Source organism: Afipia broomeae ATCC 49717 (genome assembly GCF_000314675.2).
Classification (GTDB): domain Bacteria; phylum Pseudomonadota; class Alphaproteobacteria; order Rhizobiales; family Xanthobacteraceae; genus Afipia; species Afipia broomeae.
The window spans coordinates 521,321-534,800 of the sequence record NZ_KB375282.1 but is presented as its reverse complement, the minus strand read 5'-3'; the positions used below and the strand labels follow the sequence as shown (position 1 = coordinate 534,800).

Genomic DNA, 13,480 nt, shown 5'->3' with positions numbered 1-13,480 from the left:
TATCTGGATTCCACAGATCCGAGCGCTTTAAAGCTTTGCTGCAATGCAGATAGACGTCCGCTACATCAACGATCACGACCGATCTCGGATGCTTACGGGCTATAGCAAACCTGTTCATCAGGTCCTCGCGGATCGTTACACTAGCGCCTCGCGCGCGACCTCTAGCCGTCTTGTCCTAAGGTAGTCGATGGCTCTCATACCGTAGGCCGCGCGAAAGCGCAGATTGAAAGACCGGCGGCTCGATCCCGCGCGACGCGCGAGTTCGGCGATACTCCACGGATAGCGCAAGTCGGCATCCATCATGTCTTTCGCCACCTGAAGGCGAGCGCGCTTATGATCGACCGGATTCGTCAATTCAACATTGTGGCGCAGAGCGAACATCCCTCTCGCCAAAATTTCCGTCGCCTGTGCACTCATCAGCAGTTTCGCTGCAGGACCGTCGATTCCCGGTGACAGGATTTCTGACGCGATATAGCTTGAATACGCGGTGGCGCTTGTACCGCGAATGCCACAACCGGCCGTTCCGTTGCTTTGAATAGATCAGTAAACTCTGGATCGAGACCCAGTGCTGCGATGGATGTACGAGGAAAGGCGACACCGACGGCGCGTATTGGGCCGCGGGAAGCTTCGCCGCTGCACGGTGTCGGCTCGCGTATAGCCATGCCCAATAACCGGTTGGCCGCGTAGCTGACTTTCTCCGGGCCGTCGCAGGCGTAGCTATCTCCGATGCCTTCGAGAACGACGGTCATATAGAGACCGGGCTTCATGACGCCATGGGTGCGAAGATCGGTGGGTAGCTGGAAACTGCCTGGCTGAAGAATGCGGCCGAGATTCTCAAGCCAGACCATGCTTTGGGAAAATGTGTCTTCGACAGGACAATTATCGTTATCCAGAATCCGTAAGTCGTCGATGATCAGGTCAAAGATATTTGTCATGTGCCAGGTTGCTCTAACCTGCCACTATGAGGCTCTGTATTCTCGCGTTCAACTGGCTGAACGCGAGTTTAGAGCTATTTGAAAGTGACCACTGCAATACTGGCTAACAACAATGATTTCATTCACCGCGATCAGTCGGCCGTCAAGGCAACGGTAGACGCGATCCCAAACGACAGACCAATATTCCTGTTCAGCGCGAGCGGGCCATTCCATAAAGCGTCATTACGCGAATATTCGCTGTAGACGCCAGATAGAGAAGTCACTGTTGGCCCAGATAGAGATGTCACTCTCCACGGTTTCAGCTGGGGAGTATTGGGCCGATGACGGTGATTGCGATGAGCCGGACGGAGATCGACCGGATGAGCGTGTTGCAGGATCTGGCGGCGAACAGGATCAAAGTTGCGGACGCCGCAGCGCTGATGGGGCTTGGCCGGCGTCAGGTATTTCGGCTGGCGAAGGCCTATGACCAGCATGGCCCGGAGGCCCTGGTCTCCCGCCGCCGCGGCCGGCCGAGCAACCGCTGTTATCCGACAACGTTGCGCGCCGAAGTCATCGGCATCATTCGGGAGCGCTATTGCGACTTCGGACCGACGCTGGCTGCGGAGAAGCTGGCGGAGCTGCACGGGATTCACCTGGCGCGCGAGACGCTGCGGCAATGGATGATCATGGCGGGTCTGTGGAAGGATCGCCGCGCCCGGTTGAAGCCTGTGCATCAGCCGCGGTATCGGCGCGATTGCCTGGGCGAGTTGATCCAGATCGACGGCTCGGAGCACTGGTGGTTCGAGGGCCGCGGTCCGCAATGCACCCTGCTCGTCTACATCGACGATGCCACCAGCCGGCTGATGCATCTGCAGTTTGTCGAGAGCGAGAGCACCTTCGATTATTTTGCCGCCACTCGCGCTTATCTGGAGCGTCACGGCAAACCGGTGGCGTTCTACTCCGACAAGCACGGCGTGTTCCGGGTCAACAGGAAGGATGCCGCCTCCGGCGATGGCATGACCCAGTTCGGCCGGGCGCTGCACGCGCTGAACATCGACATCATTTGTGCCAACTCCTCGCAGGCCAAGGGCCGAGTGGAACGGGCCCATGGCACGTTGCAGGACCGGCTGGTGAAGGAGATGCGGTTGTGCGGCATCGACACCATCGCAGCCGGCAATGCATTCCTGCCGACGTTCATGGAGCAGCACAACGCGCGCTTTGCCAAGGCGCCCTTCGAGGATCGCGATGGTCACCGCCCGCTCGCCGGGCATGATGATCTCGACGACGCCTTTGCCTGGAAGGAAGAGCGCTCGGTCTCGGTGAACCTGACGCTGCAGTACGACCAGGTGCTGTTCATGCTGGAGCCGACCGCGATCGCACGGTCGCTGGCACGCAAGCGGGTCACGGTGATTGACTACCCCGACGGACGGCTGGCCATCCGGCACCACGGCGTCGATCTGCCCTACCGGACCTTCGATAAACGTCCGCAGGTCAACCAGGCCGCCATTGTCGAGAACAAGCGGCTGGGCCCGATCCTGGCCTACATTGCCGAACAACAGAAACAGCTCGACATGTCCCGCTCCGCCAAGGCGCCGCGCCGGCGCGGCCAGAAGAACCACATGTTTAAGATCGGATAGATCCGGCGGTTTCCAACCTCTAACCCACAGAAAGGCGGCTATCCTGCTCCCGACCGGGTGACATTTCTAACTGGCGCAAATCGTGACTTCCCTAAATGGCGGCGACAATGGATGTAGACGCCATGTAGACGCCAGATGGAGAAGTCACTGTTGTCCCAGATCGAGATGTCACTCTCCACGGTTCAGGCGGAGGAGGCTTACGGCCACCATGGCCCGAAGCGCTGGTGTCGCGGCGGCGGTCGGGTAGACCGGCTGGCACCGTTGCGTTGCGTAATGTAGGCTTCACCCCGCGCCTTCCTCCACGAGCAATTCCAATCCTAGCCTATGGAAGGGCGGCTAACCTGCTCCCGCAGCGTGAGGTTCTAACTGGTGCAAATCTGACCTCACTTAACGGGGCGACAATCTGGAAAGGAACTCACAGTCGAGCCGACGTCTCAGCTTGACATTGAGCCGCGGACCTCTCCAACTTAGGCATCGAAGCTGTGCGGGAGCTCGACATGACAGTCCACATAAACCTCAGCGACGACAAACCTTACCTGCTTTCAGTTGCGGACACGCTCGCCACGCTCAGCGACCAGGCAGATTTCCAATCCGTTGACCAAGCTCAAATAATATGCGGCGATCTAAGACTGCCGTCCGACGAGATAGTCACCCTAATGGGACAGGAATTCATGAGCTTCGCGATTCGTCGATCACTGAGTGCTCAGCCCGCTGATCATGATCAAAGTGTCTCTTCTCTCGAAGGCTCATGAGCGAGCCACTCATTGTAGGCGAGATCGAGCGCGGCCTGGGGCATGGCAGCCTGCGCGGTAGCCTCGCAATATCAGCTCCGATGAACTTCGGCATTCAAAGTCACGGCCACGTCAGAGGCCCGTTCCATGCTGTTTGGCGGTGCACCGATGGAGGGTCCCCGTTACATCTGGTGGAATTCCGTTTCCTCGCTCGAGCGGATCGAGGCCGCTAAGGAAGAGTGGGCCAAGGGACGGTTTGATACCATGCCAGGTAACGAGGCTGAGTTCATTCCACTGCCTGAAAGGAATGATGCTCCACAGCGTGCGACGGGCGGCGTATTTTATCCGTAACGCGACGCACGATATTCCTGCCTCACCCCTATTATTGCTTGGGGTGGGTCCGATTCGCATTCAGGCGATGGTCGACTAACTCTACAATGCTATCGACCACAGGATGACACATGCCCTTTTGTCGCGCCAGCAACTGCACGAGTTTATCGGCTCTTTCGACATTTACAGCACCGCTATTGAGCGCTCTTGCAACCGACGCAGGACGTGACAGACTCTTGGCCGCATCAGCATATTTTGTAAAGGTCACAAGCTCTTCGCGTGAAGCCCCCAGAGCAACGCAAACGTCCGCGACAAACTCATAAACCGACCTCGTTTCATCGAGATTGGAGTGCACAGCTTGCTCCGCAGTTCGCATACCATCCTGTGTCACGCAACGATAGTTTCCAGCAAGCAACATCGACCATTTTGCCAGCGGCACAAATATTGATTGATGAACTCGCAATTTTACCGGGATCTCAATATTGCCAGTCCCGAAACGAGCGGCGTCAATGTCTCGTTCAAGTCGTTCGAGGATCGCATCACTTTTCTCGTTATCGAATCTCGCTACCTTGAAATTTGTTGGCAGCGTTACTTGCAATATATTCGGCCTCTCATCTGGAGGACGAACCGCTTGGGGATCCGGACTGCACAGCGTCAGCGCTCCGGATTCAAAGCCGCTCCAAACGGACGGATCGGTATAAGCCGCCTCTACGGTTTGGGATAAGACACTCTTGATGCGTTTAATATACGGAAGTGGAGGCATGTTCATAATGGACATGCACGGAACCCGGGATGCAGCAATCCGCTCAAGCAGCCCGCGGACACCTTGCGTACCATACTGCGGCTCCTGCATCGCCAAGCCGATCAGATCGAACTGCTCCGGATTAACATCATCGGGATCTGCGGCAGATACCTCGCCGGGTAATTCACGGGAGTCGATGACAATCGGATCTTGTCCGCGAATGGGCATTCTCACACGGAAACCCTCGCTATTAATTAGATCAGCTTCAGCCGGCCAACAAACAAGCGTAACCGAATGGCCTCCAAACATGATTTTCGAAGCGAGCAGTGATCCGTATGATGCGCCAAGTATCAGGATTTTGTAGTTTGCCATTTTATCCATCTCAGATTTTCCACGATTTCGAATTTGATCTAAAGCCAACAACACCAATCCTCCGACGAGGACGCGAAACTATCGCTGCCATCCGCTTCAAATGTTTCGTTAATGCGCAAGACGCACGCCGATTACGACGCGGCTGAGTGCGCTGCTCCGATTGCACGCGCCCCCACGAGAGTGAAAGGCGCCAAATAATTTACCTGAGGCAAGGCCGCCGAAAGCCATACCGATAGAAGCAGAACCTGAATTACACCCACCCAAGCTCGCAAATTCTTTTGCGGCACAGACACTACGCCAAAATCGCCTTCGCCGAATTTGCCTGATCGCGCAGCGCGAATTTCTGGATCTTGCCGGTGGACGTCTTCGGGATCGCGCCGAACACCACTGACTTCGGCGATTTAAATCCCGGCAGTATGCTTTTGCAGTAGCTCAGGATTTCCGCTTCGGTCGCGGTCGCGCCGTCCTTGAGTTCGACGAAGGCGCAGGGCACCTCACCCCATTTCGGGTCCGGCTTGGCGACCACGGCGGCGAACAGGACCGCCGGGTGCTTGTACAGGACGTCTTCGACTTCGACCGACGAGATGTTTTCGCCGCCCGAGATAATGATGTCCTTGGAGCGGTCCTTGATGATGACGTAGCCGTCCTTGTCGAGCACGCCCAGATCGCCGGTGTGAAACCAGCCGCCTTCGAAGGCTTCCTTGGTGGCCTTCTCGTTGTTCAGGTAGCCCTTCATCACGATGTTGCCGCGGATCATCACCTCGCCGATGGTTTCGCCATCGCGTGGCACGGGCTGCATCGTGTCCGGATCAAGTACCGTGACGGCTTCCTCAAGCGGATAGGGCACGCCCTGACGGCGCTTGAGCTGGGCGCGCTGGTCTGCCGGCAGATCATCCCAGCCGGGCTGTTCGGCGCAAACGGAGGCGGGGCCATAGACCTCTGTGAGGCCGTAAACGTGAGTGAGCTTGATACCGATGCTCTCGGCGCCCTCAAGCACGGCCACAGGCGGCGCCGCGCCCGCAATCAACCCGACGACGGGTTTCGCAGCGCTGCCCTTGGGAGCGTCCGGCGCATTGATCAGCGTGTTGTAGACGATCGGCGCACCGCACATGTGGGTCACGCCGTGAGCCTTGATTAGCTCGAAAATCTTGGCTGGATCGACCTTGCGCAAACAGACGTTGATCCCGGCCGACACCGCAATCGTCCACGGAAAGCACCAGCCGTTGCAATGGAACATCGGCAGCGTCCAGAGATAGATCGGATGGGTGCCGAGATTGCCCGCGAGGATGTTACTGACAGCATTGAGATACGCGCCACGATAATGCGTGACGACGCCCTTGGGATTGCCCGTGGTGCCGGATGTATAGCCGAGCGCAATGGCGTCCCATTCGTCCTGCGGCTGATGCCAGGCGAAGTCCGGGTCACCGGACGCGACCGCCGCTTCATACTCGATCTCGCCAATGCGCTTGCCGCCGGCAAACGCCGCGTCATCCACATCGATCACCAGCGGCTTCGGGCCTTTCATCAGGCCCAGCGCATCGGAGATCACGCCGGAGAACTCGGGATCGACCAGAATGATTTTTGCGCCGCCGTGGTCGAGCTGGAATGCGATGGAAGCCGCGTCGAGCCGGATGTTAAGCGCGTTGAGGACGCCGCCAGCCATTGGCACGGCAAAATGCGCCTCGTTCATCGCCGGGATATTCGGCAGCATGACCGCAACGGTGTCGCCACGCTGGATGCCGCGCTTGACGAGAAACGACGCGAAGCGCTTGCAGCGCTCATAGGTCTGCGCCCAGGTGAAGCTGCGATCCTCGTAGACCGTGCTAACGTGATCCGGATAGACGGCGGCGCTGCGAGCAAGGAAGCTCAGTGGCGACAGCGGCACATAGTTGGCGGCATTCTTGTCCAGACCAGTGCTGTATTGGCCCTGATGGCTGCTCATAGCCTGACTCCCTGATTGTCCGACAGGTCGGACGCCCGAAACGGACGAGACCCGTACTCTATTTGTCTATACACGATGGTTTCGGTGATCATTCACAACGCCGAATGAGCAGAGCTATGGAAGGTTGAGGCCGTTCATGAACCATGTCGGCTATAGAGACCCTCGATCTCTGAAGCGTACTTCTTCTGAACATTGAAGCGACGAACCTTCATTGTCGCTGTGACTTCGTCGTCATCATGATCCAGTTCCTTTGTCAGAAGATGAAATTTCCGGATTTGCGAAACTTGGGCAAGTTGCGCGTTGGCCGTATCGATCTCCGACTGGATCAACTCGCGAAGACTGTCGTTCTCTGTGAGGTTCTTGAAATTTGTGTAGGCGACGCCCTTCTCCTCTGCCCACTTCCCGGCAAGATCATAGTCGATCTGTATCAGCGCCGAGACATACTTGCGCGCGTCACCGATGACGACGCACTCCTTGATGAACGCGCTCGACTTCACCATGTTCTCGATCTCCGACGGACTGAGATTCTTTCCCCCCGCCGTAATCATGATGTCCTTCAGCCTGTCCACAATGCGGAAATGGCCGTCCTTGAATTCCGCGACATCACCGGTGTGCAGCCATCCGTCGCGGATCGACATCCTGGTCGCCTCTTCGTTCCGGTAGTAACCCGCAAACACCGTATCTCCGCGAATAAGAAGCTCGTTCGACTCTCCGAGCTTTATTTCCATCCGGTCGATACCGTTACCCACTGTCCCCACCCGCCGGTCCGACAGTACCTGCCCCAGCGCGATGCCCGAACTTTCCGTCAGGCCGTAGACCTCGATCAGCGGCACGCCGATGGCGCGAAAGAAATGCACAATCGCGGGCGAAATCGGCGCGGCACCGGTCATGGCAATGCGGGTCTTTCGCAGCCCGATAAAGTTTTGTAGCGCGCGGAAGACCAGCCAGTACGACAGCGCAAACTTGAGTTTTTCGGACAGCGTTCGGTCGGCCGCGTTCTTCTCCGCAAACGGCTCGCAGGCAGCATAGGCCCGCTCGAACATGGCGCGCCGGATGCGTCCCGCCTCCAGCAGCTTGATGTGGATCGACGAATGCAGTTTTTCCCAAATCCGTGGCACACCGAGGAACACGCTTGGTGCAACCTCGCGCAGATCCTCCTGCACGGTCCGGATTGACTCTCCGAAACTAACCAACGAGCCCAGATACGTCGGGACCATCACTGTCGTCATCTGCTCGGCGACGTGACATAGCGGCAAATAGGACAGAACACTTGCCGACTGATCGACAACCAGCCGATCCGCACAACCAATCGCCTGCGCCCGAATGTTCTTGTAGCTTAGCATTGCACCTTTCGGCTTCCCGGTGGAGCCGGAGGTGTAGATAATCAATCCGATCTGCGATAACTGTTGACGATCGATGATGCCATCTACCAAAGCGGCATGGCTCGTCTCGAAGTCGGCGCCAAGCGCTTCCAGCGCATCGAACGACATGACTTGATCGGGCGGGTAATCCCTGATGCCCTTGGTTTCAACGACGATAATCCTCCGCAACTTTGGCAGTTCGTCACGGCGTTCCAGAACCTTATCGACCTGCTCCTGATCCTCGCACACGATGATCTCGGATTCAGAGTGCGCCAGCACATAGGCGACCTCGTTCGACGGACTGGTGGGATAAACCCCGACTGCAACAACGTCGATAATGTTTGCGCCAAGCTGCGCCAGCACCCATTCGATCCGATTCTCGGACAGAATGCCGATATGACCGCCTGCACTCAGTCCCAACGCGCGGAAGCCGAGTCCGATATGACAGGCACGGGTATAGTAGTTCCTCCAGGTACACGGATTCCAGATTCCGTATTTCTTCTGCCTGATAGCAACCCGGTTCGGATGGACACGGGCATTCTCACGCAGCGCCTGCGGCAATGTCATCTCAGGAAATCTGTCGCTCATGCGATCCTCATTTCAACCCTAGGACAGCCAGCGCTTGCGGCGCTTGTAGTGTTTGATACCGCGAAAGCCCTTGGTCTCCGCGTTCGCCGCCCCAACGCCGAGATAAAATTCTCGAACGTCCTGATCGCGCAGAAGCTGCGCCGTGGGGCCGTCTGTCACGATCCTTCCCGACTCCATGATGTACCCGTAGGTCGAGACAGCGAAGGCGACGGCCGCATTCTGCTCGACCAAAAGCATCGAGACGCCCTGCTCGCGGTTGATGCGAGCGATGATCGTGAAAATTTCCTCCACCAGTTTCGGCGACAGGCCGAGCGACGGTTCGTCGAGCAGCATGAGTTCTGGTTGAGCGATTAGCGCGCGGCCGATGGCCAGCATCTGTTGCTCGCCGCCGGATAGGTAACCGGCGCGCCCGGTTCGCCGCTCGAACAAACGCGGGAAATAAGTGTAGACGAGATCGAAAGGAGTCTTCGCGCCGCTGCGCCCTGACATTGCGTAGGTCGCCGCAGTAAGATTCTCCTCGACCGTCAGGTCTTCGAAAACTCGGCGTCCTTCCATCACATGAAACAGCCCACTCTGCACCAATTGATGCGGGGCGAGACGCGAGACGGCATTGCCCTTAAACAGGATCTCGCCGGTCGTAACGTTGCCGCCTTCCAGTTCAAGAAGATTGGAGACAGCTTTGAGCGTGGTCGATTTGCCAGCTCCGTTGGAGCCAAGCAACGCGACCACCGCTCCCTTGTCGATCTTCAGCGACAGGCCGCGGAGCACCTGGACCGTTTTGCTATAAACGACCTCGATATTATTCACTGAGAGAAGTGTGTCCGCGGCCATTGTCATTACTTCGCAATCCTGATCCAGTCGGAGACCGGCTTCATGGTCTTGTTCGCGCCGTCGTATTGATAGACGCGACCGACAGGAATGGTGTTGCCAGAGATCGAGATCGGTACGCCGATGATACCGCCGGTATCGAAGTCCTTGATCGAGTTCAACGAGGCCTTCATGTTGGTCGCGGTGAGATCCTTCTTGGCATCGAGTGTACGTTTTGCCGCTTCGATCATCAGCATCGCGGTGAGGAAACCCTGAGTGTAGTATATCGTCTGATACTCGGGGCGGAGCTGCCGGATTTTGTCGAGGGTTGGCGACGCGCCCTCGGTATCGAAATAGTAGCGATATGGCATCACACCCATGTAGCCGTCGGCGACCGCAGCAGAATTAGCCCAGATGGAATTGTCCATCGACCAGAAGGTGCCCATAAACTTGCTCTTGAGACCCAGTTGCTTCATCTGCGTCATGAATTCCGGCAACGGCGCGAGAACATAGCCGTGAAAGATCGTGTAGTCGGGATCCGCCCGGCGCAGCTTCAGGACTTCGGTCGAAACATCGACGCTGGTCGGCGGCGTTGCGATCTTACCGACTATTTTCAGACCTAACTCCGCAGCCCGCTTCTCTGTCGCCGCGATCGGATCCCGGCCGAATTCGGTATCTGAATTGACAAGGACGATTTTCGCGCCCGGCGTCGTTTTGGCAATGTATTCCAGAAGAATGCCAATCATTTGCGAATAGTCAGGGCCCGGGATGAACTGATACGGAAAATTCTTCGGATCGTTCAGCTCTGTCGCGAAGGACGTGCCGGCCATAAGGATGCTGTCGCGGCGATTGAGTTCGGCATTGATGGTCTTGGAGAACCCCGTGGAATCTCCGTAGTAGAGGCTCACCTTCTCGCTGGCGGTGATGCGGTTGAACGCCGCGATCGATTTATCGACCGCGTATCCGCTGTCTTCCGATATATACTTGATCTTGCGGCTCCCAATGCCGCCGGCATCGTTCGCTATCTTCACATAATCCTGGAACCCGAGGTTAAGCGGAATACCTGCGAAACCAAATGCGCCGGTCAGGGGCATCGATGCGCCGATGACAATATCATCGGCAGCGCGTGCCGACGTTTGGATTCCGAGAGCAAGACAGCCGGCGGCTGCATACGACATCAATTTCCGGCGCGTTGGAAAAATACTCATTATTTTCTCCCTACATACTACTTTTTGAACGGCCATAGATGGAAGAAGCGCCGTATGCGGCGCCAGGTCTCGGCGAGGCCCTGCGGTTCAAACAACAGAAACACAACGATGAGCAAGCCGAAAACGATTGTGCGAATTGGCGACAGCTGTGCTGTCGCGTTCGGAATGAAGGTCATGTATGAAACCAACAGCTTGAGAAGCTCCGGGATCACGGTCATGAAGATCGCGCCAAGGATGCCGCCAAGGATCGTGCCCATGCCGCCGACGATGACGGCGGCGAGGAAGAATATCGAATAGATCAACGGAAAGCTTTCCGGCGTAACCACGCGAAAGAAATAGGCCCACATCCCGCCAGCAATACCGGCGTAAAAGGACGAGAGCGCAAAGGAAAGCAGCTTGTATTTCAGCAGAGGAATTCCCAGCACTTCAGCGGAAATATCGCGGTCGCGGATCGCAATGAAGGCGCGGCCGATACGGGTCCGGAACAGGTTGGCTGCGGCGAACACCGATAGTGCGGTCAGTGGCACGAACAGCCAGTACAACTGGAACGGACGCACGAAATCGTATTCGAACAACCGCGCCGGCGGCATGCTGAGCCCCTGCGTACCTCCAAGGATCGACGGTCCGTTCGTGTATAGGAAATGCAGAATGAATGATGCCGCGATGGTCGCAATAGCCAGGTAAAGACCTTTTACGCGAAGGCTTGGGACCCCGAAGATCGCGCCGACACCCGCGGCGACTACTCCAGCTGCAATCAAATTGAAGATAAAGGGCGTACCTACATGGATCTCGAGGATCGCGACCGTATAGGCTCCGACCGACATGAAGGCCGCTTGGCCCACGCTTATGAGTCCGGTATAGCCTGTGAGAATGTTGAGACCAGTTGTACCGACGATATGGATTGCGACGAGACACGCAAGATAAATCCAGTACTGGTCAGCCAAGAACGGAAACACCACCAGCCCTGCGAACAGCAACAGCAGCATCACGCGCTGCACATTGGTATCCAAAAACGACTCTGCCTGGGCATAAGTTTCGTGGGCGGCGCTTATACGCATCAGAGTCGCTCGATCTCGATTGTGCCAAACAATCCGTAGGGCCGGATCATCATGGCAATGATAAGAGTAACAAAAGTGACGAAGAGCTTGAATTCGCCGCCAAGATACGTACCGACGAGCGCTTCAATGACACCGATCGCCAGGCCAGCCACAAGCACCCCGGCAATCGAGTCGAGCCCGCCAACAATTACCGCGACGAGAACCGTCAATCCGAACACGCCCATGCTCGGCGAGATACCACCGATCGAGCCAATGAGGATCCCCGATACAGCCGTCGCCATCCCCGCGACAATCCACGAAATCGAGAACACCGCTGGAACGTTGATGCCGCATGAAAACGCTGCCCCCTGATCAGCAGCAGTGGCGCGCAGCGCCACGCCGCCGCGCCATTTGCGAAAGACCAAGAGAAAACCAGCTATGAGCAACGAAGCGACGACGAAGCATACCGCTATCTTCGGCGATACATAAGCATCGCCAATGAACACTGGTTTTGTCGGGAGGAAATTAGGCAGTGTTCTGGGATCTCCACCCCAGACGAGTTCAACAAAGCCAATCAACACCGAGCTCAAACCGACCGTCACCATAAACACCGAGATCGGACTTTCACCAAGCATCGGTCGTATGAGCGCCCGCTCCACCACGCCGCCAAGAACACCGCCACCGATCACGGTCAGTATAATCGCGAGCCACACAGGTAGGGCCAGCGCGGTGGTCAGACCGAAGAAGAAATAGGCGCACAGCATCAACATCTCGCCGACGGCAAGATTGATCACCTTCGTCGCTTTGTAGATCAGCACAAAGGCGATGCCCGTCAGGGCAAACAACGCACCTGATCCCAGACCCGACAGAACAACCTCGATGAGAAAGAGCCAGTCCATCATGCTGCCTTTTCGCAAGCGATACGCCGCGACAATTCTCCGACATCGCCGGACCCGAGATAGGCCGTGATCACGTCCGGGTTGTTCTGAATCTCCGCGGGTTTTCCGGCCGCGATCACCTGACCGAAATTCAGCACGACAACGTGGTCCGAGATATCCATCACGAGGCCCATGTCATGTTCGACCATCAGGATGGTCACCCCCCACTCCTCCTTCGCGTCGAGGATGAAACGCGCCATGTCTTCAGTCTCTTCGCGATTCATGCCCGCCACCGGCTCATCGAGCATCAGCACGCGCGGCTGCATCGCAAGCGCGCGCGCGAGTTCGACGCGCTTGCGCAAGCCATAGGATAGCGACGCGACGGGATGATCGCGGATGTACTCCATCTCGAGGAAATCAAGCACGCGCCGCTCGAGCTCGGAACGCAGTTCAAGCTCCTCACGCCTGGCGCGACCGAAGTACCACAGCGCATCGAACACGTTCGTCTGCATGTGCGCGTGACGGCCGAGCTTGATGTTGTCCAGCACCGTCATGCCGCGAAACAGCGCGATGTTCTGGAACGTGCGTGCCAGGCCCATCTTGGCCCGCGCCGGCGGATGCAGCCGAGTAATGTCTTCGCCGCCGAATTCAATCTTGCCTTCCGAAGGTTTGTAAAAACCAGATATGCAGTTGAATAGCGATGTCTTGCCGGCGCCATTCGGCCCGATCACCGCCGTGATCGCCCCCGGCGCTACAGAGAAGGTAACATCCGACAGCGCCTTCAGCCCGCCGAACGCAAGCGACAAATGGCTGACGTTCAAGCCTGCAGAGTCTGGCTTAGAAAAATCCGACAATTGATATCCCCCGTTGACCGTCGCGGCGCTTTTCGCGCTCTTGCAGTCATATTTTGAAAGCTTGTCCAATCTTATCGTT

At 57.1% G+C, this 13,480-nt stretch carries 12 protein-coding genes and 1 pseudogene; 3 read left to right on the top strand and 10 right to left on the bottom strand.

Translation table 11 applies throughout. The annotated features are described in order from the left end of the window. Nucleotides 1–135: 135 nt before the first annotated feature. Both HMPREF9695_RS26825 and HMPREF9695_RS25175 read right to left on the bottom strand, forming a co-directional pair. Complete coding sequence (locus HMPREF9695_RS26825) at nt 136–381, bottom strand: helix-turn-helix domain-containing protein (protein WP_041711792.1); 246 nt, start codon at nt 379–381, stop codon at nt 136–138. Nucleotides 382–416: 35 nt separating this feature from the next. Continuing rightward, the gene (locus tag HMPREF9695_RS25175) at nt 417–935 is read right to left on the bottom strand and encodes a hypothetical protein (protein WP_006019220.1); all 519 of its coding nucleotides are present in this window, start codon (nt 933–935) and stop codon (nt 417–419) included. A 320-nt stretch (nt 936–1,255) separates the two neighbouring features. Here HMPREF9695_RS25175 and HMPREF9695_RS02590 point away from each other — a divergent pair, with 320 nt between their 5' ends. The 3 genes and pseudogenes from HMPREF9695_RS02590 to HMPREF9695_RS02580 form a co-directional block, all read left to right on the top strand. After that, complete coding sequence (locus HMPREF9695_RS02590) at nt 1,256–2,551, top strand: ISNCY family transposase (RefSeq protein ID WP_006019219.1); 1,296 nt, start codon at nt 1,256–1,258, stop codon at nt 2,549–2,551. 497 nt (nt 2,552–3,048) lie between these two features. Next, nucleotides 3,049–3,303, top strand: a complete 255-nt coding sequence (locus HMPREF9695_RS02585) for a hypothetical protein (RefSeq protein ID WP_006019218.1) — start codon at nt 3,049–3,051, stop codon at nt 3,301–3,303. 105 nt (nt 3,304–3,408) lie between these two features. Beyond that, nucleotides 3,409–3,633, top strand: a pseudogene (locus HMPREF9695_RS02580) (pirin-like C-terminal cupin domain-containing protein); the annotation flags it as partial. Nucleotides 3,634–3,664: 31 nt separating this feature from the next. On the opposite strand, the gene HMPREF9695_RS02575 reads toward HMPREF9695_RS02580, so the two are convergent. The 8 genes from HMPREF9695_RS02575 to HMPREF9695_RS02540 form a co-directional block, all read right to left on the bottom strand. Next, nucleotides 3,665–4,726, bottom strand: coding sequence for a hypothetical protein (locus HMPREF9695_RS02575; RefSeq protein WP_006019216.1), 1,062 nt, complete (start codon nt 4,724–4,726; stop codon nt 3,665–3,667). Nucleotides 4,727–5,018: 292 nt separating this feature from the next. Further along, nucleotides 5,019–6,668 (bottom strand): acyl-CoA synthetase, encoded by a 1,650-nt coding sequence (locus HMPREF9695_RS02570; protein WP_006019215.1) that lies wholly within the window; start codon nt 6,666–6,668, stop codon nt 5,019–5,021. Between the two features lie 134 nt (nt 6,669–6,802). Continuing rightward, entirely contained in the window at nt 6,803–8,617 is a 1,815-nt protein-coding gene (locus HMPREF9695_RS02565) for an AMP-dependent synthetase/ligase (protein WP_006019214.1), read from the bottom strand. Between the two features lie 18 nt (nt 8,618–8,635). Continuing rightward, nucleotides 8,636–9,448: an ABC transporter ATP-binding protein gene (locus HMPREF9695_RS02560; protein ID WP_041711067.1), complete on the bottom strand. Its 813-nt coding sequence runs from the start codon at nt 9,446–9,448 to the stop codon at nt 8,636–8,638. A 5-nt stretch (nt 9,449–9,453) separates the two neighbouring features. Continuing rightward, the gene (locus HMPREF9695_RS02555; RefSeq protein WP_006019212.1) at nt 9,454–10,632 is read right to left on the bottom strand and encodes an ABC transporter substrate-binding protein; all 1,179 of its coding nucleotides are present in this window, start codon (nt 10,630–10,632) and stop codon (nt 9,454–9,456) included. Between the two features lie 17 nt (nt 10,633–10,649). Then, nucleotides 10,650–11,642 carry a branched-chain amino acid ABC transporter permease gene (locus HMPREF9695_RS02550; protein ID WP_244432844.1) on the bottom strand — a complete coding sequence of 331 codons (993 nt, stop codon included), beginning with the start codon at nt 11,640–11,642 and terminating at the stop codon, nt 10,650–10,652. A gap of 47 nt (nt 11,643–11,689) precedes the next feature. Continuing rightward, nucleotides 11,690–12,571: a branched-chain amino acid ABC transporter permease gene (locus tag HMPREF9695_RS02545; RefSeq protein WP_245258697.1), complete on the bottom strand. Its 882-nt coding sequence runs from the start codon at nt 12,569–12,571 to the stop codon at nt 11,690–11,692. After that, entirely contained in the window at nt 12,568–13,401 is an 834-nt protein-coding gene (locus tag HMPREF9695_RS02540) for an ABC transporter ATP-binding protein (RefSeq protein WP_041711790.1), read from the bottom strand. The genes HMPREF9695_RS02545 and HMPREF9695_RS02540 overlap by 4 nt, the downstream gene beginning before the upstream one ends. Between the last annotated feature and the right edge of the window lie 79 nt (nt 13,402–13,480).

What these genes read in the sequence shown, in the direction of transcription:
- HMPREF9695_RS26825 (WP_041711792.1), bottom strand. Translation starts at nt 381, where the DNA reads ATGTTCGCTCTGCGCCACAATGTTGAATTGACGAATCCGGTCGATCAT.
- HMPREF9695_RS02585 (WP_006019218.1), top strand. Translation starts at nt 3,049, where the DNA reads ATGACAGTCCACATAAACCTCAGCGACGACAAACCTTACCTGCTTTCA.
- HMPREF9695_RS02565 (WP_006019214.1), bottom strand. Translation starts at nt 8,617, where the DNA reads ATGAGCGACAGATTTCCTGAGATGACATTGCCGCAGGCGCTGCGTGAG.
- HMPREF9695_RS02545 (WP_245258697.1), bottom strand. Translation starts at nt 12,571, where the DNA reads ATGATGGACTGGCTCTTTCTCATCGAGGTTGTTCTGTCGGGTCTGGGA.
- HMPREF9695_RS02590 (WP_006019219.1), top strand. Translation starts at nt 1,256, where the DNA reads ATGACGGTGATTGCGATGAGCCGGACGGAGATCGACCGGATGAGCGTG.
- HMPREF9695_RS02570 (WP_006019215.1), bottom strand. Translation starts at nt 6,668, where the DNA reads ATGAGCAGCCATCAGGGCCAATACAGCACTGGTCTGGACAAGAATGCC.
- HMPREF9695_RS02555 (WP_006019212.1), bottom strand. Translation starts at nt 10,632, where the DNA reads ATGAGTATTTTTCCAACGCGCCGGAAATTGATGTCGTATGCAGCCGCC.
- HMPREF9695_RS02575 (WP_006019216.1), bottom strand. Translation starts at nt 4,726, where the DNA reads ATGGCAAACTACAAAATCCTGATACTTGGCGCATCATACGGATCACTG.
- HMPREF9695_RS25175 (WP_006019220.1), bottom strand. Translation starts at nt 935, where the DNA reads ATGACAAATATCTTTGACCTGATCATCGACGACTTACGGATTCTGGAT.
- HMPREF9695_RS02560 (WP_041711067.1), bottom strand. Translation starts at nt 9,448, where the DNA reads ATGGCCGCGGACACACTTCTCTCAGTGAATAATATCGAGGTCGTTTAT.